Source organism: Granulicella aggregans (genome assembly GCF_014203275.1).
Lineage (GTDB): Bacteria > Acidobacteriota > Terriglobia > Terriglobales > Acidobacteriaceae > Edaphobacter.
Genome location: NZ_JACHIP010000012.1, coordinates 1 through 16,730 on the forward strand (window position 1 = coordinate 1; position 16,730 = coordinate 16,730).

A 16,730-nucleotide genomic window follows, 5' to 3' on the forward strand; every position below is an offset into this window, starting at 1 on the left:
CGCAAGGATCCCAACGGCTACCATGCCGCTGCCTTGAAGCGTGCGTTGCAGGAGATTGCCGATGCCGAAGGCGATGTGGATGCCTTCATCGAGCAGACAAGCAAGGAGGACCGAGAGAGGCCAGACGTAGCAGCCGCTATTGGGAGGCGTCTCCTTGCTGAGGGAAGAAAGATAGAGGCGCTCGATGTTCTGAAGAGCGCTGCGCCAAAGCAGCGAACCCCGTCGGCAGATGATCTTGATGAGGATTTAGCTGACGACCATGGGGAGTACGGCTCGAGCGAGTGGAACGAGGCATGGGTGGAAGCACTGCTCGCGAACGATCGTTTGAAAGAGGCACAAGAATTTCGGTGGGTCCGGCTCGAACGTTACCTCGACGCCTCGAGCCTGCGCGCGTTTCTTGATGCGCTACCGGAATCCGACAGGGCTGCGTCGGAGCAGAAGGCTCTCAGGTATGCTTTGGCTTACTCACACTTCGCAACAGCCCTTCGTTTCTTCACCGATTGGCCCGATCCCTTGGGAGCGGCTCATCTTGTACTGGACCGCCGTGTTGAGCTTGACGGCAACCTCTACTTCGTCCTGGATCCGGCGGCCAAAGCGCTCGAAGGTAAGCATCCGCAAGCGGCAACGCTGATCTATCGGGCAATGATCGAGCACACACTTGATAGAGCCAAATCAACACGCTATGGACATGCTGCGCGGCATCTGTTCGAATGCAAGTCGCTTATGGCGAAGATCGGAAGTTATAACGACCTTGAGCCGCATCGTGCCTTCCTGGCACGAATCAAAGGTAGTCATGCACGCAAGACAGGTTTTTGGTCTCGAGTAGCCGAACTTGATCCTCTATGGGTATAAGGCTAGTTTTGGCCAACGCATCGAAAGGTGAATTCGTCTGAGGGAGTCTTGAAGGCCAGTGGATGGAGCGAGTGATCTCTCGAAATAAGAAGGAACGGCTCGACGAATGACCAATGGACCCCATCCCGCTTTACGCATTGCTCCTGTGTCCGTCAGACGATCCTCCAACGGACGCTTTGCTGAAGGTCTCCGGAGCGTCAAAAGCACAGCAAAGATCGTCTCACTAACCTGGTACGGTGATATTCTCACATAAGGCCCCTTAAACGTTACGACTTTATGCCAGAAACTCTCATCGGCTACGCACGATGCTCTACAGACAAGCAAGACTCACCGCGCAGCGGGAAGCACTGGTTGAATTAGGCGTCACCGCAGATCGAATCTACGTCGATCACGGATTGACGGGAACGAACCGGGCTAGGCCAGGACTCAATCAGGCGCTTGCCGCTGTTCGTAAGGGCGATACGTTGGTGGTGCCGAAGCTGGATCGCCTCGCCCGGTCGGTACCCGATGCGCGATCGATTGCTGATGAACTGGCAGCACGAGGCGTGACGCTGGCACTCGGCCAAAGCCGCTACGACCCAGCCGATCCCATGGGCAAGATGTTCTTCAACATCCTGGCTACCTTTGCGGAGTTCGAAGCTGACCTGATTCGGCTGCGCACCCGGGAAGGCATGAAGATCGCTCGCGCAAAAGGCAGACTCCGGGGCAAACAGCCCAAGCTGTCAGACAAACAGCAGAAGGAGCTGGGGTCTGAGTAGCAACGGAACAGAAAACCTACATAAGGGATTGGCGCGTCGGGCTTACGGCTCGTCGATGGCGGCGGTGGCGGGGTTCCGCAGAGGCCTGAGTTCTCCTCGGGTGACGGCTTCCGGCAGGGTGAAGGCGTATCTGCCAAGCATATTGATGTGCTTGAAGCTGAGCGGCGAGAGGCGCGCGATATCCTCGGGAAGAACTTCGTAGCCTTCTCCGCGGAGTTGATCGAGTGCGGCGTCCATATAGATGGTGTTCCAGAGAACCACGAGGTTGACCACGATACCTAGTGCGCCGAGTTGATCTTCTTGCCCTTCGCGGTATCGCTGCCTGAGTTCGCCCCGCTTGCCATGGAAGACGATGCGGGCGAGTTGATGGCGTCCCTCTCCACGGTTGAGTTGAACCAAGATGCGCCGACGATATTGTTCGTCGTCGATATAGCGCAGCAGATAGAGCGTCTTGACGATGCGGCCGAGTTCCTGAAGCCCCCTCGCCAGCCGGGTTGGCCGATCGTTGGTTTGAAGGGTCCGTGTAAGCCCCGCCGCCTGAACCACCCCCAGCTTCAGTGAACCGGCGAGCCGAAGCAGGTCGTCCCATTGCTCGGCGATCAATTTCACGTTGATCTTGTTCGATGCCAGGTCATTGAGGACGCCATAATCGGCCTTCCGGTCTACCCGCCACAAACGGGAGCCGCCGATGTCTGCGATGCGCGGGGAGAATTGATAACCGAGAAGGTGGAAAATGCCGAAGATGGTGTCGGTATACCCCGCCGTGTCGGACATGATCTCGGTGGGCTGGAGTTCCGTCTCCTGCTCAAGGACGACGGCAAGCAGATCGAGGCTGTCGCGCAGAGTTCCGGGTACTGTGATTGCGTTCAAGCCGGTGAACTGATCGGAAGCCAGGTTGTACCAGGTGACGCCCCGCTCACGACCGAAGTAGCGTGGATTCGGCCCCGAGTGTATCGTGCGCACGGGCACGACGAATCGAAGCCCGTCGGCGGAGGCGACCTCTCCTCCTCCCCAGCTACGGGCGAGCGGTACGGCGTTTTGGGCGGCGACGAGCGCCGCATTGGCCGCCGTCAGGGTCTCGGCACGAACGAAGTTCTGCTTGACCCAGCTCAGCCGGGAGCGGCGAAGCGCCGGGACATCGCCTCGAACCAGGGGTTCGAAGCCTGTGTTGGTGGCCTCGGCAAGCAACACCGCGCAAACAGTCGTCGCAATATCCTCCGCTCTTGAGGCGCTCTCGCTTGCATGAGTGAAGAGGGCCGCGAAGCCTGTCCGGGCGTGCATTTCGAGGATGAGTTCAGGCAGGTCCGGTTTGGGCAGGCGAGCGTCCAAGGCTGCCCGCAGGGCCGTGAGACTGGCGGGTTCCTCCACTTTATCGAGTGCGTCGACGGACAAGTCGACTTTCTCGCCGACGCCGACGATCTCCACGGCGGCGTTCGTCGGCACCCGAGCGGCGGTCTCGCGGTAGGCAAGATCGAGACGGTGCGTCAGACCTGCAAGTTCCTCTTCCGCCGAAGCCGACGCACCCACGGTGCGGCAAATCAGAGGTCGTGCCGTCTCCCATGCCGCTCCTGTCAGAAGGCCTTTGCGGGGATCGGCGTAGCGGATCGAACGGACTGGAAATATGTCGCGGCGACGGAACCCGCGACGGAGACCGTCGAGTACGCAGAGGCGGTAACCGGTGAGATCGATAGAGCCTTCATCGCTTTTGATCTGCGGAAGCCAGTCGGCGGAAGCGAAGGCGGTAGGCATTGGACCGGGTCTCTTAACCCCGGCATGAACCGCACGGAGGTATTCGACAGCATCCAGAAGCGGTCTGCCCGCTGGAGCGGCGTCCAGTTCGAGTCCGGCCAGAAGCGCCGGAACGTATCGTATCTTGCGGTGGAACTTCCTCAGTTCCTTGAAATAGGTCTCATCCTGTGGCTCTACGAGCATCCCTACCCGTTCCACGGCGGCAAGCAAGGCATCGCGTCCGAGCAGTTCAAAGATCGTGGCTCTTACCTGGTCGTCGGGAGTTGCGTCATCGAAGACCACGATCCCCATATCGCGGAGCTTCAACGCCGCATCGTCAAAATCGCGAAGCGAGCCCAGCCGCGCCTGCTTCGCGGCGGCTTCCGCCTCCGAGAACATTGCCGTGCTTACGGCGTCGAACACATCGATGACATCGTCTGCGGCGGATGCTTTGAGGGTATGGATGAAGGCGAGCAGTGTCGCGGTACGTCTCTCCTCTGGAAGACGCGCTACGGCCTGCGCTCTTGCGGCCGAGGCAAATTTCCAAAGCGCGGTAATCTTGCGAGGTGGAATGTGGTCGATCTTTGGAAGTTCCTGAACGAGCGAATGAACCTCTCCGAGACGGAGCAAAGACCGGCTGATCTCAGGTCCGCTCTGGATGAAAGGGCCATCGCGGAGCCGGTCGAGAGGGCTTTGACGCTCGCCTTCAGGAACAGCAACAAGGCGATCCAGCCGTAAGCGAGCTTCGGCGTTTATTCCTTCCGCTAGCCGGCGATGCAGATGAGAAGCCGAGCGTAAGCGCACCCGAGCTACCGCCCGTTCCAGAACAGAAAGACCCGGCAACAGAACCTTGCCGGTCGCAAGCCACGCGATTGCTCGCTCGAACAAGGCCGTCGGTCTCTCCGTCCCTGTCCAGCTCAGGGCATAGAGAAAGCGGTTGAGCCGAAAGGCCACGCCGAAGTCGGTGAACACGCGGTAGCCGTAGCGCTCCCGAATGCGACCGCCGTGCCGCCAACGGCCAGCGCTGTTGCCATACAGCGTCATCAGTTCGGAGAAGTTCGCGATAAGCAGTTGATCCGCTGTAAAGCGGACAGCAGACGAGGGCGTCTCCGTCGGATCTTCGAGGAAAGTCCCAAGCAGACGAACAGTGCCAAGCTGAACAGCAACTCCCAAGCGGTTGTGATCGCCACGGTGTTCGGTGATGAAGGCGCGGTCGGAATCGTCGAGATGGAAATGCCTTGCGAGCTGATCGTGCGTGGGTTCGCCAGAGAAGCGCCCGTATCGTCCAGCCTGATCTTCGGTAAGAAAGCCGACGGGCACCCTCAGGCCGGCTTCAAATTGACACCGGGGATGCGGGCGCGCTTGCCGAGCAACTCGGCTGAACGGGCGCGCGGTTGCCCTTGAGCATCGACATAGGCGTAAAGCGTCGACAGAGAAATTCCAAGCTGAGCTGCAACGTCCCGAGCTGCGTTCTCCCGATCAGTCATCATGGTCATCGCCGTTTTGAGCTTCGCCTTCGTCATGACACGCGGTCTTCCTCCTGAGCGTCCCCGCGCACGAGCTGCCACAAGCCCGGCCATTGTTCGCTCATGGATCAGGTCACGCTCGAACTCGGCAAGCGTTGCAAAGATGCCGAAGACGAGCCGACCAGTCACAGTCGTCGTATCCACATCCCCGGTCAGCACCTTCAAACCGACGCCCCGCTTTTGCAGATCGCCGACCAGCCCCACAACGTGCGGCAGCGAACGACCGATCCGGTCCAGCTTCCACACAACCAGAGCGTCGCCCTGTCGCGCGGCGTCGAGCGCCTTTGACAGTCCAGGCCGCTCGGTCGCTCGGCCAGAACAGATGTCCTCGTAGGTTCGCTCGCAGCCTGATCGCTTCAAAGCATCCCGCTGCAGGTCAAGGCTCTGTTCGCCAGTCGATACACGCATATAGCCGATGAGCATGTGAACCGACCCTCTGCATCAATGTACATTGAGCAGGGGTTTAGCGGTCATAGATATTTATATGGCTTTCTGCGAAGAAATGATGCTCCCAGAGGGGGAGCAACGCTACCTCTCGGCTTTCCATCAAACCGGGGTTTATTGGAAAGCCACCGAATCTCTATGGAGGCGCGTTGACCGATCGGTGAAGTCGACCAAGTTTGCTAATTGTCAGTCGCGGATCAGTTTGGTGAAGATCAGTGTGGCAACTCCCTGTGAGGAAGCTGAGATAGACACCAACCTCTTGACACTACCAGGGCGGCCCCATCCTCCCACGTGATGCTCGCATGCATAGAAATCAAAGTTGGTGCCGAGCTCGGCGTGTGTTTGTATGAGAAACGGAGGGTAAGGTGGTTCTGTCGAGGAAACCCCCAGTGGCTTTGCGGGCCACAAACCGCACAGCAAGTATGTGGCATCTCCCTGACACACGGCGCAGAGCGGGTAATCTTGCTCTACATCCAGGTCGGCGACAGGGGCGGCAAAGACTTCTTTAAGGGTGAAAGGAGCAATCATGCTTGAACACTATGATAGCCGAATGCGCCTGTAGTCCCGTGTCGGACGAGCCCTGATCAAGTCGGAAATCCCTTATGTAGGTTTTCTGTTCCGTTGCTACTCAGACCCCACTACCAGCTAGCAATAGAACGAAGAGGTTTTTCTGTTCTCGATAGGCATCGATCCGAAGATTCCAGCCTGCAAGAAAGAGGTCGACTGCGAGGCGCTGCTCACCAGATGTTTCGTGAGGGTGTTCGTTTGTGCGACACCGCATGAGAAGCGCCTCGGTGAGTGCATCGGCGATTTGGCGTCAACTGACAATATTGATTTGACCGCTAATATCCCAACTTGTGAGGTTAGCTTCCGAGCACCGACTGCGATGCCTCCAGAATGATGTTGACTACGGCTCCTGGCTTAGTCAGTGAAGGAATGTGATCTGCGACAACTTTCCTGATTGTGGCTCTCATTCGCTCGGCCATAAACAGCTGCGTCTTTTCCAAAATCATGTGGTCTTCTTCCGCTATCAGGTACCAGGACGGCTTCGTTTTCCAGGAAGGTCGGGGTGCCTTCTCCGTAATGCAGGCTACGTTTATTGGACGTTGGATCGCCTCCAAGCGAATCTGCTCCTCGATGGTAGCGTGTGGCGCAAAGGCCTTCGCGATCGCCTCGTGGGGCATCCATATGAAACCGTCTTTGTCGGGGGCCATAGCTGGGGCATCGGGATGAGGAGCCTCTCGCGTAAAGACCTCGACGGTCGTTTCATCTTCGTCAGGAGCAAGGGCAGTGATATATATCAGCCCTTTGACCTTATCGTCTTCTACTCCGCCGATTACTGCACCGGCATAGGCATGGGCCACCATAACAACCGGTCCATCGATTCGTTGAACCACCCTGCGCACCATAGCGATGTCGTCGCTCAGGGAGGTTAGGGGAATTGGAGCGCATACGACGCCGAGACCAGCCTCCGCGACGCGGTTGATAACCGTACCCCAACTCGACCCGTCGGCCCAGGCTCCGTGGACAAATATGACAGTTGAGGTCTCTAGAAATTGCATTATGGATCTCCTAAATTCGTCTATGTGTTCAGTAAAGAACCTGCCTTCTCCGTGGAGGCATCGGAGAAGACCTGTTATTCCAGAGATCGCATCCACTCAGCGATCGCTTGTCCGATCTCGTTTGGCGAATCTTCCTGGACGAAATGGACGCCTTTGACGGTCACCTCTCGTTGCGATGGCCACGAGCGAGCCGTAGCGAGATTCTCACCGACTGCAAGAAGAGCGCCAGGCTCGGCCTTTATGAAGAGCTTGGGCACGTTGCTTTCCGCCAACCAGGCACCATAAGCGGAGACGATCTCACTTACATCAGCAGGCTGGCCTTCAATGGGAATCTCCCGTGGAAATGTCAGCGTAGGTCGCCTTCCTTCGCCTGGTTCCGTGAACGGACGGCGGTACTCTGCCATTTCCTCCGCGCTGAGAGTGCGCAGGATGGCACCCGGAAGGATCTTTTCGATAAAGAAGTTGTCCTGCAAGACCATCGCTTCTCCAGCATCGGAACGAAGCGCCTGCAAGAGGGGACGCATGTTCATGTTGTCCCAGTGATCCCAGCCTTGCGGGCCTACGATCGCCTCCATATATGCGATGCCGCGCACTGCATCGCGATGGCGATTGGCCCAATCGAAGCCCAACCCCGAGCCCCAATCATGGATGACAAGAGTGACCCGTTGCCGGACATCCAGCGCTTCCAGTAAAGCGTCGAGATAGCAGCGATGTTCTACGAATCGGTATGTGGACGAGTCGCTGTCAGGCAGCTTGTCGGAGTCTCCCATCCCGATCAGATCGGGAGCGATACAGCGACCAAACGATTCCAGGTGCGGTATTACATTGCGCCAGAGGAAGGAAGATGTGGGGTTGCCGTGCAGAAACACGATCGGATCGCCCTCGCCTACTTCTACGTACGCCATCTCACGGTCAAGGACCTTTCGTCTCCGCTTAGGATATCGGGATGTTGCGGAGATTGGTCTGACTTTCTCTGTTGTCTCAAGCATGTTGATCTCTCCTGTCTGTTCTGATATTGCGGTTACCTGGTGCCGATGGCTCGCTTGCCGAAGGCGCTGATGAGAAGGAGGGACGCGCCAAAGGAGATCACGTCCTTGTAGAGAAAAAGACCGAGAAAATTCATGTATCTCATTCCGTGAACGCTCACGGTGGTGTCAGGAGTGCTCAGGAGCATCGTGCTGGTTGTGAAGAACATGACAGACGCGATCACGCCGCCCACGATCCCCACTGCTGGCTTGAAGTAGCCGGTAAGAATGAGCAGGGCCGCAATGACTTCGGTTGTGCCGATCAGATCCGAGCCTACATACGGGCCGAAGAGTTTGAAGTGCCAGCTGATCAAAGGACTGTGCGAGACGAGCGGGATGATGCCTTCCGCACCTGGGGCAGTCATCTTGTAGGTGCCTGCCCAGAGAAGCATCACGGCCATTCCGATACTCAGGACGAGGAAAGGGAGATCGCGATCGCTTACCCACGCGGCCAGTTTCTCCAGATATGTTTGGGGAAATGGTGTATCGCCGTGTTTCGGCACCGACTCATTTCTGGTGAAAGTTTCGCCTATCATTGTTCGACTCATGATGATTGCTCCCTCAGATACCTTTGATCTCTCCGCCATCCATGCGCACACACGATCCGGTCAGCCACTTCGCCGAGGGTGACACGAGATAGGCCATCAGGTCGGCTATCTCTTCCGGTCTGCCGAAGCGCGCGATACCGACTGCTTCGGGGAACTTCCTCATTGCCTCTTCAACGCTCAGGTTGTGCTCGGGTGCCCACTTTTTGAAGAAGGATTCGCGGCGGCCTGTCATGACCGCCCCGGGAACGACGCTATTGACCTGCACGCCGTCCTTGATGCCTTGTTCCGCGAAGGCTTTAGCGAGTGCGATGATCGCGGCATTGATCGCGGCGACGGCGGCGAAGCCAGGCTTGGGGTCGAGCGCGGCTGAGCCGGAGATGAAGATGACCGATCCGCCTGAGGCCTTCAGCGCGTCCCAGGCTGAGAGCGTAAGACGACGGGCACCGTGAAACTTTAGAGCCAGGCCATCGTGCCACTGGTCGTCCGTCATCTCGAAGAGATCGATCTGCGGGACCGCGCCGGCGATGTTGAGCAACGCATCGATTCTTCCGAAGCGCTCGAGGGTCGTTTGGATGAGGGTCGCGGCCGCGTCGGTCTCGCGTAGATCAGTTGCAGAGACCAGTGCCCTTGCGCCAACTGAAGTTACAGCGTCGGCGGTGCTTCGCAGTTCGTCTTCGTTTCTTGCAGCAAGCACGATTGCAGAAAAGTCATGCGCCAACCTCAACGCAGTGGCACGGCCGATCCCTTGACTTGCGCCGGTGACGACGGCGACCGAACCGGTGGTCGATGATCCTTCGCTGATCACGCTATGACCGCCGATTTACCGTTGAGAAAATCTTTGATTGCTTCGGCGATCGCTGAAGCATGGGTCTCAAGCGCGAAGTGGCCGGTGTCTAGAAACTCCACACGGGCGCTGGGCAGGTCTCTCTTGAACGCCTGCGCTCCGGCTGGGAGAAAGAAGGGATCGTTCTTGCCCCAGATCGCGAGTAGCGGTGGTTTTGACGTACGAAAGTAGTCCTGAAACTTTGGGTAAAGCTCGATGTTCGACGCGTAGTTGAGGAACAGGTCGAGCTGGATCTCTTTGTTTCCCGGCCGGTCGAGGAGCGCAGTGTCTAACGTGTACGACTCAGGCGCGATGCTGTCCGAGTGCTCGACGCCGTGGGTGTATTGCCAGCGGGTTCCTTCCAGGGTGAGGATGTTCGTGCGCAGCACCTCCCTGTTTTCCTGGGTAGGTTCTGCCCAGTATCGTCTGATCGGTGCCCACGAGTCGCCAAGTCCTTCTTCATAGGCGTTGCCGTTCTGTGAGATGATCGCGGTGATGCGCTCGGGCCGCGCCATCGCGAGGCGAAAGCCGGTGGGAGCACCGTAGTCGAATACATAGATTGCATGGCGGGTGAGGCCCAATGCATCGGTGAACGATGCGATAGTGTGCGCCAACGAGTCGAAGGAGTAGGTGTAGTTTCGCTTCTCGGGTACCTGAGTGAACCCGAAGCCGGGCAGGTCCGGGGCGATCAGATGAAACTCATCCGCGAGGCGGGGCATCAGCTCGCGGAACATGAAGGATGACGCGGGAAATCCATGCAGCAGAAGGATTACCGGTGCCCCGGGGTCGCCTGCAGTTCGGTAGAAGACTTCGACTCCATCGGCCTCAACCTTATGAAGCGACGTTTGAGGGATGACAGCATGGGAAAGAGTGGAACTGGCACTCATAGGGCTCCTCCGGCCTGGACGGCCAACTGTTCAACTGTTGACGGAGACTGCTTCGAGGACTTGCGCGGGAATATCGGTCGATGAGGATGGGGTGGATGAGAACAGTGGGATCAGACCTTCGACGAGCGTGGGGTGAGCCCATATGGCGTCGCGAAGTGTTGTGTAGGGCAATGTGGCTATCATGGCGGTCTGGACGGACGCCATGATCTCCCCCGCTTCTACTGCGAAGGCGGTGAAGCCGAGGATGAAATCGCTGTCGATTGCGACAAGAGCCTTGAGAAATCCTCTCGTTTCCGACAAAGTGCGAGCGCGAAGCACTCCCTCCATCGGGAGTTTGAACAACCGGTATGCGATTCCTTGCGCCTGGGCTTCCTTCTCCGTAAGACCGATGCGGGCTAGTTCGGGATCGGTGAAGAGCGTGTACGGGATTTGCCTGCCGGTTGTTGTCCGGTGAATGCCCATGAGGTTGTCGCGGACCACGCGGAAATCATCCACGCTGACGTGGGTGAATTGAGGAGTTCCAGCGACTTCACCGATCGCCCACACACCGGTTGCGGTGGTCTGGAGGCGCTCGTTGACCTTGAGGTAGCCGTCGCTGGTCAGCTGGACACCAGCAAGCTCGAGACCGATATCTTCGGTGTTGGGCTGTCGCCCTGTTGCAACAAGCAGATGGGTGCCCTCGATGGTTGTCGTTCGACCGTCCTGCTCGAAGTCAAGCATCACCGATTCACCAGACCTTCCAGAGACCTTTTTCACACTGGCATTCAGAGCGGTTTCGATGCCCTCATCTCCGAAGAGATCGGCGAGGGCACCGGTTACATCGTCGTCTTCGCGGTGCAGCAGGCGATCGTTGTGGTCTATGACGGTTACCCTGCTGCCGAAGCGGCGCATCGCCTGTGCCAGCTCCAGGCCAACGTAGCCAGCGCCAAGCACGATCAGATGAGCCGGGACATGATCCAGTTCAAGCGCTTCGACATGGGTGAGCGGCCGGGCTTCCGTCAAGCCGGGGATCGCGCTCAATGCGGCGCGGGTGCCTGTGCTGACGATTACGTTGCTTCCGCGGAGGAGTCGCGTGGAGCCGTCGCTCAGGGTCACTTCCAGAGTTTTTGGGCCCACGAAGCGGCCTGATCCGCAGATAAACTCCGCGCCGGTGCGCTTGTATTGATCGAGATACATCTCGTTGAGGCCCATCACCATTGCGCGCTTTCGAGCACGCACAGCAGGCATCTCGACACGAAGGCCATCCGTGAATAAACCAAACTCTTCGCTTCGCCGGATGTAGGACGCCACCCTGGCACCGTGGAGGACATTCTTACTGGGAAGGCAGGCGATGTTCGGGCACGATCCACCGATGTACTTGCGATCGATGACGGCGACGCGTTGCCCCTGACTGGCAAAGGTCCATGCGGCAACGGTCGACCCGGTGCCGCCGCCCAGGATCACCAGGTCGTAGTCTTCGACCGCTTGTTCCAGACTTGCATTACCGGCGCGCGTTCGGTTCGTGCTCGTTCCCATGTCGCGAGTGTCGAGCGAGCAGCGCTAACGAACAACGACTGAATGACGACTATCTGATGGCCATATGACGGAGAGGAGGGCAGCTGCCTTCGCGGAGCAGAAACAATTCCCTACTCGCAATGATCCTCAAGGTGGCCTTACGAGAACGGCACTCTCACGGCGGTGATTTATGGAGGGATCAAGAGCTCTGCGAAGGTAACTCGCCCCAAAGCCGGCATTTTCCTGAGGTGCGCAGAGCGCCGGACGGCGATCTGCATCTCCCCCATTTGGGGGAATTACAGTTCGATAATTCCGCGCCTCAGGCCGATCGTGACGGCGTGGGCACGGTCTTTCGCATCCAGCTTTGCGAGGATGTTCGCGACGTGGCTCTTCACGCTCGCCTCACCGATCGACAACTGGCTGGCGATGGCCTTGTTGGCGTTGCCATCGGCTATGAGTCGCAAAACGTCGACCTCGCGGGGTGTGAGGTCTTCTCTGAGTGAATTGATGATCTCGACCGCAAGCTCCTGGGGTATCCGGCGATGTCCTGCGTGGACCGCCCTGATCGTCTCGAGAAGTTCGCGATGAACCTGCCTCTTGAGCAGATAGGCTCGCGCACCCGCTTTGATTGCCCGCACCACCTGGGCATCACCACTGTACGTCGTCAAAACAATGATCTTTGCGCCTGGGAACTCTTTATGAATCTGGCTGATCGATTGGATACCATTCAGGCCGGGGAGTTGAATATCCATCAAAGTGACGTCGGGCCTGTGGAGCCGAAACTTTTCAATGGCCTCCTCTCCGGTTGAAGCTTCCGCGACAAGCTTCATGTCGTCTTCAACGTTGACGAGGGCAGCAATCCCCCTGCGAAGAAGAGGATGGTCGTCCACCGTAAGAATACGAATCAGACTGGTTTCTACAGTCATTTTCAAGACCTTTACGTCGCGCCGGATCTGGAGCGGTTGAGATTTTTTTGATAGGCCACCGACGCGGTGACGTTAAGTTGAATCTCGGTCCCCGTTCCCGCTTCACTGCGGACATCCAGCTTCGCACCGATCTGGTGAGCCCGTTCCCTGACACCCGGCAGGCCCCAATGGCCGGGACGGATGCCCCTCTCCATCACGCGGTGATCCATGCCTCGTCCATCGTCCCATACACGGAGTTGCAGTTGGTCTTTGCCGTAGCAAATTTCGGCCTGCACCCTGGTCGCCTGCGCGTGCCGAAACGCATTCCGTAAGACCTCACGCGCGATCCGGTAAACCTCATCCTGGATGGCCGCAGTCAAGACGCGCTGCTGGCCCTCAACGATAAGTCCAAAGCTGGGAGACTTGTGTTCTCCGGTCCCTGCGGTGGCAAGGCTCTCCCCCGTGAGCCGCAGAAGTTGTGGGAGATCGTCTTCACACATCGCTGTGCTGCGCAGATCCACGATGGCGTCCTGGCTTTCGACGATTGCCTGTTCTGTTCCCATGATTGCGTTATCGAGGGCCTGCAGCGCTTCGTCGGGCCGTTTTTGGAACATGTTGCGAGCGGCCTGGAACTCGAACATGAGGCCGTGAAGGCTTTGAAGTAAGCTATCATGCAGTTCACGCGCGATGCGTGTGCGCTCACCAGTACGCTCCTCGAGGCGGAGTTCCACTATCCGCCGCGCGACGGCCCATCCGAAAAAGGCGGCGAAGCAAAAGGTAGAGATAGCCATGATAGGCACAATGACGATGGTTCGCTGTTGTAAGCCCGACATTTTCGACGCCGACTCAGTACGTTCGCGACTGGCCTGATGCTGAATACGTTCGACGAGAACTGAGGTCTGCGTTTCGATTGGCTTTAGCTCTTTGTCCAACCGACGCTGTACGCTCTCCCAGTCTCCCGCCTCTGCCAAACCACTAATGGCATCAAGCTGACCCGGCAAGGCGACCTCAATCGTATCCAGTACGGGAAGGATGTCCCGATCCGCATTGGCTGTAGGAGGCCGGGCGGCGACCTCTCTTGTTTGATTAATCTGGTTAAGGAACGCTAGACGCAGCGGACCCACTTCTGTGGTCAAGTGTTGCGCATTGCCTGATCGGGCGAGATCATCCAGGCGCTGGTGGAACGCGAGAAGGCCAACCTGGAGCTGGAGGATCGCGTTCAACTGTCGGTTCGCGCTGGTGAGACGATCTGTTTCAACACGCGCAAGATGAAACTGCCATATAACGATCGAGTTTCCGGCAAGGATCAGCGCGATCAACAGTGCAAAGGCGAGCGTCAGCCGAGTCCCGATCTTGGAATAATCTGACGGTTTCATTCAACCTCTACTTCCTTGCCGGCGGCGGAGCAGTACGCAGGCCTGTGACCTGGACCAGTCGTTTCTCCAACTCCGCTGCTGCGTCTGGCGCAGTCTTTTGCCCCGTCAAGACAGAGTGTACCGCTTGGCTATAGGCCTCGGTCACCGTCTGATAGCGGTCACCGGTGAGATCCGCAGGCCGGCTGACCAGCCGAATTTGTTGGCTCCTCAGACCGGAAGGATCAGGAGGCTGCAATACCCTGGGAAGGTTTTCGAAGTGACGGGGTAGTTGATTTGCTGGAACCCTTGCGCCTTGCAGGTCCATGGAGAGAAGAAAACGGATGAGAGCAATCGCCTCCTGCAGATGGGCCGAAGAACGAGGAACAGCTAAACCGTAGCCCCCCAGCGCACTGACTTGCCCTCGTCCATCTCCCGGCATGCTTGTGAGGCCGGTGTATTGCTGCATTGGCGATTTGCCTGAACGAGCCATATGGTCCGCCCATTCCCAGCTGCGCAGGAACGCGGCGTTGCCTGAGTTCCAGACGTTCAGCGAGTCAGTCTCTCGATAAGAAACGACCCCGGGCGGCGATATCCTACCGACCCAATGTGCGGCTCGTTCCCATGCGCGAACGGCATGAGTATTGTTGATGCTAATTGATTGGTCGTCTTCGACGACACGGCCTCCACCTTCGGCAGCTTGCCATTCCAATGCGTTGCACGTGAGGCCCTCCGTAGCAGCGCCTTGCCACACGTAGCCCCAGAAGTTCTTTCGGCCCCTTGCTCGCTCGCCTGCCTGGATCCGTGCGGCCATGCTTTCCAGCTCGTCCCATGTCTTCGGAGGATGGCTGTAGCCGTAGCGCTGCAGGAGGTCGATGCGGTACGCAAGAACACCCACGTGGGTGCGAAAGGGTATAGCTACGACCTTGCCCTGGACTGTATAGTTCGCGACTAGATTCGAATCCTGCGAGGATATTTCAGAGGAAAGGTAGGGCCGAAGATCGACCAAGTCGTCGGCTAAACTTGCCGGCCAAATGACGTCAATCCCCAGGATGTCCGGAGCGGATTCGCCCTTATGGAGAACCTTTCGCAAAAGGTCTAGTTGCGCTGGAGGATCAAGCGAAGAGAATAGTGTGTTGGGAATGGGAGACTGCTGAATTGCGATTCCTGTTTTTCGGGTGAACTCTTGAAATTCGCGTTCTGCCTGTGGCTGATCGTCCGGCTGCAGCCACCATGCCCCAAGGAAAGTTACAAAAGGGGGCACCGCTACAGGTCGACGACAGCCCAAAACGCTGCAAAGGAGCATCACGATCCCGATTCGCATACACCGCTTCGTATAGAACCACAGCCGATCCACAATAGCGACGCGCCGAGTTGTGTGGACTAGCACGCGACCCATGGTCCTGCGAAAAGAGAGATTGAATTCTTGTAGACACATAGCATCGAGGGTATTCTCAACTAACGCTAACAGTCAGTATGGAGTGACCGGCGCCGATGCCGCCGATCGTGGGTTAAGCTGTGAGCGTCCGAAGGACGCACAGTTCAGAGCCACAAGCGGAAGAGAGCCGGTCATGAAGGAGAAGTTACGATTTCTAGGATTGGATGTCCATGCTGAGACGATCGCCGTAGCGGTCGCGGAGCCAGAAGGTGAAGTGCGGAGTCTTGGAACGATTCCGAACCGCGCTGAGTCTATTCGCAAGTTGATCAAGAAGCTTGGTCCTGCAGCCAAGCTGAGAGCCTGTTATGAAGCCGGACCGACGGGCTACGTCGTGTACTGGCAACTGGCGGAGTTGGGCGTCGAGTGCGAAGTTGTGGCACCCACGCTGGTACCCGTCAAGGCTGGCGATCGAGTGAAGACCGATCGGCGAGATGCCGAGAAGCTAGCACGTTGCCATCGGTCCGGGGATCTGACGGCGGTGTGGGTTCCGGATGAGGGTTCAGAAGCGTTACGCGACCTGGTGCGAGCCCGCGAAGCAGCCAAGCAGGATCAGACACGAGCGCGGCATCGCTTGAGCAAGTTCCTTCTGCGCTCCGGACAGCGGCCACCGACCGGAGTCAGGCCTTGGACACGACCTTATTTGATCTGGGTCGCGCAGCTGCGTTTCACGCAGATAGCTCAAGAGTCCACTCGCCAGGATTATCTACACGAAGTCGAGCACATGCGGGGACGCGTAGAGCGTCTGGAGCAAGCCATCATGGAAGCGGTGAAGCTGGCATCGCCCGCGCTGCAACAAGTCATTAACGATCTACAGGCACTGCGCGGTATCGCAGACATCTCGGCTGTGACCATTGCGAGCGAGTTGGGCCAGGTGTCTCGCTTTGCGAGTGCTCGCCAACTGATGGGGTACTGCGGCGTTGTACCTAGCGAGGACTCCAGTGGCAAGAGAACGAGACGCGGAAGCATCACCAAGACTGGCAACGCGCACCTGCGACGCATCGTTGTCGAAGCCGCATGGAGCTATCGTCGTCCGCCAGGTATCTGGTACGGTCTGCGAAGACGACAGGAGAGCATCTCGGAAGAGACTAAGGAGATTGCATGGAAGGCGCAACACAGGCTGCACAAGCGATATGTGAAGCTGAGCGCAGCCGGCAAGGACCAGAGGAAGATCGTCACAGCTGTAGCTCGAGAGCTGCTGGGCTTTATCTGGGCTATTGGAACCAGAGCAGAGACTGTCTCCAGGCAGCACGTTGCAGTCTGACAACAACGCAAAACAAAAACCTCCTAAGAAGGAAAGATAAGAACTCAATCGATGAACGCTGACATCCGTCTCGAACACAGAGCCAGCAGCAGCCAGGGCAAGCACGAAGGAGAACCCTCGCTCGGCC

General features: G+C 57.9%; 14 protein-coding genes. 3 read left to right on the plus strand and 11 right to left on the minus strand.

Going from position 1 to position 16,730, the window contains the following annotated elements:
- Together HDF16_RS24345 and HDF16_RS24350 are read left to right on the plus strand one after the other, a co-directional pair.
- The coding region (locus HDF16_RS24345; protein WP_221313092.1) for a DUF6880 family protein at nucleotides 1-852 on the plus strand (852 nt) is incomplete at its 5' end.
- A gap of 305 nt (nucleotides 853-1,157) precedes the next feature.
- Nucleotides 1,158-1,610, plus strand: a complete 453-nt coding sequence (locus HDF16_RS24350; RefSeq protein ID WP_246409973.1) for a recombinase family protein — start codon at nucleotides 1,158-1,160, stop codon at nucleotides 1,608-1,610.
- Nucleotides 1,611-1,652: 42 nt separating this feature from the next.
- Here HDF16_RS24350 and HDF16_RS24355 read toward each other — a convergent pair whose 3' ends face one another.
- From HDF16_RS24355 to HDF16_RS24405, 11 genes are all read right to left on the minus strand, one after another.
- Complete coding sequence (locus tag HDF16_RS24355; protein ID WP_184222541.1) at nucleotides 1,653-4,658, minus strand: Tn3 family transposase; 3,006 nt, start codon at nucleotides 4,656-4,658, stop codon at nucleotides 1,653-1,655.
- 2 nt (nucleotides 4,659-4,660) lie between these two features.
- The gene (locus HDF16_RS24360) at nucleotides 4,661-5,287 is read right to left on the minus strand and encodes a recombinase family protein (RefSeq protein WP_184222543.1); all 627 of its coding nucleotides are present in this window, start codon (nucleotides 5,285-5,287) and stop codon (nucleotides 4,661-4,663) included.
- Nucleotides 5,288-6,171: 884 nt separating this feature from the next.
- The gene (locus HDF16_RS24365) at nucleotides 6,172-6,870 is read right to left on the minus strand and encodes an alpha/beta hydrolase (RefSeq protein WP_184222638.1); all 699 of its coding nucleotides are present in this window, start codon (nucleotides 6,868-6,870) and stop codon (nucleotides 6,172-6,174) included.
- A 74-nt stretch (nucleotides 6,871-6,944) separates the two neighbouring features.
- Nucleotides 6,945-7,859 (minus strand): haloalkane dehalogenase, encoded by a 915-nt coding sequence (locus HDF16_RS24370; protein WP_184222545.1) that lies wholly within the window; start codon nucleotides 7,857-7,859, stop codon nucleotides 6,945-6,947.
- Nucleotides 7,860-7,891: 32 nt separating this feature from the next.
- On the minus strand, nucleotides 7,892-8,443 hold the full coding sequence (locus HDF16_RS24375; protein ID WP_184222547.1) for a DUF417 family protein: 552 nt from the start codon (nucleotides 8,441-8,443) through the stop codon (nucleotides 7,892-7,894).
- Between the two features lie 13 nt (nucleotides 8,444-8,456).
- The gene (locus HDF16_RS24380; protein WP_348641419.1) at nucleotides 8,457-9,248 is read right to left on the minus strand and encodes an SDR family oxidoreductase; all 792 of its coding nucleotides are present in this window, start codon (nucleotides 9,246-9,248) and stop codon (nucleotides 8,457-8,459) included.
- Nucleotides 9,245-10,153, minus strand: coding sequence for an alpha/beta fold hydrolase (locus HDF16_RS24385; protein ID WP_184222549.1), 909 nt, complete (start codon nucleotides 10,151-10,153; stop codon nucleotides 9,245-9,247). Before HDF16_RS24385 ends, HDF16_RS24380 begins: the two co-directional genes overlap by 4 nt.
- Before the next feature lie 30 nt (nucleotides 10,154-10,183).
- Complete coding sequence (locus HDF16_RS24390; protein WP_184222551.1) at nucleotides 10,184-11,668, minus strand: dihydrolipoyl dehydrogenase family protein; 1,485 nt, start codon at nucleotides 11,666-11,668, stop codon at nucleotides 10,184-10,186.
- A gap of 275 nt (nucleotides 11,669-11,943) precedes the next feature.
- The gene (locus HDF16_RS24395) at nucleotides 11,944-12,573 is read right to left on the minus strand and encodes a response regulator (protein WP_184222553.1); all 630 of its coding nucleotides are present in this window, start codon (nucleotides 12,571-12,573) and stop codon (nucleotides 11,944-11,946) included.
- Nucleotides 12,574-12,584: 11 nt separating this feature from the next.
- On the minus strand, nucleotides 12,585-13,928 hold the full coding sequence (locus tag HDF16_RS24400; RefSeq protein ID WP_184222555.1) for a sensor histidine kinase: 1,344 nt from the start codon (nucleotides 13,926-13,928) through the stop codon (nucleotides 12,585-12,587).
- Between the two features lie 7 nt (nucleotides 13,929-13,935).
- Entirely contained in the window at nucleotides 13,936-15,342 is a 1,407-nt protein-coding gene (locus HDF16_RS24405; protein WP_348641420.1) for an extracellular solute-binding protein, read from the minus strand.
- A 133-nt stretch (nucleotides 15,343-15,475) separates the two neighbouring features.
- On the opposite strand from HDF16_RS24405, the gene HDF16_RS24410 reads away from it, so the two are divergent.
- A complete protein-coding gene (locus HDF16_RS24410; protein WP_184222559.1) occupies nucleotides 15,476-16,603 on the plus strand; it encodes an IS110 family transposase in 1,128 nt (375 codons plus the stop codon).
- Nucleotides 16,604-16,730: the final 127 nt, after the last annotated feature.

Excerpts from the sequence above, each read along its gene's own strand:
- HDF16_RS24350 (WP_246409973.1), top strand. The coding sequence starts at position 1,158 with ATGCTCTACAGACAAGCAAGACTCACCGCGCAGCGGGAAGCACTGGTT.
- HDF16_RS24360 (WP_184222543.1), bottom strand. The coding sequence starts at position 5,287 with ATGCTCATCGGCTATATGCGTGTATCGACTGGCGAACAGAGCCTTGAC.
- HDF16_RS24365 (WP_184222638.1), bottom strand. The coding sequence starts at position 6,870 with ATGCAATTTCTAGAGACCTCAACTGTCATATTTGTCCACGGAGCCTGG.
- HDF16_RS24370 (WP_184222545.1), bottom strand. The coding sequence starts at position 7,859 with ATGCTTGAGACAACAGAGAAAGTCAGACCAATCTCCGCAACATCCCGA.
- HDF16_RS24375 (WP_184222547.1), bottom strand. The coding sequence starts at position 8,443 with ATGAGTCGAACAATGATAGGCGAAACTTTCACCAGAAATGAGTCGGTG.
- HDF16_RS24385 (WP_184222549.1), bottom strand. The coding sequence starts at position 10,153 with ATGAGTGCCAGTTCCACTCTTTCCCATGCTGTCATCCCTCAAACGTCG.
- HDF16_RS24390 (WP_184222551.1), bottom strand. The coding sequence starts at position 11,668 with ATGGGAACGAGCACGAACCGAACGCGCGCCGGTAATGCAAGTCTGGAA.
- HDF16_RS24395 (WP_184222553.1), bottom strand. The coding sequence starts at position 12,573 with ATGACTGTAGAAACCAGTCTGATTCGTATTCTTACGGTGGACGACCAT.
- HDF16_RS24400 (WP_184222555.1), bottom strand. The coding sequence starts at position 13,928 with ATGAAACCGTCAGATTATTCCAAGATCGGGACTCGGCTGACGCTCGCC.
- HDF16_RS24405 (WP_348641420.1), bottom strand. The coding sequence starts at position 15,342 with ATGTGTCTACAAGAATTCAATCTCTCTTTTCGCAGGACCATGGGTCGC.
- HDF16_RS24410 (WP_184222559.1), top strand. The coding sequence starts at position 15,476 with ATGAAGGAGAAGTTACGATTTCTAGGATTGGATGTCCATGCTGAGACG.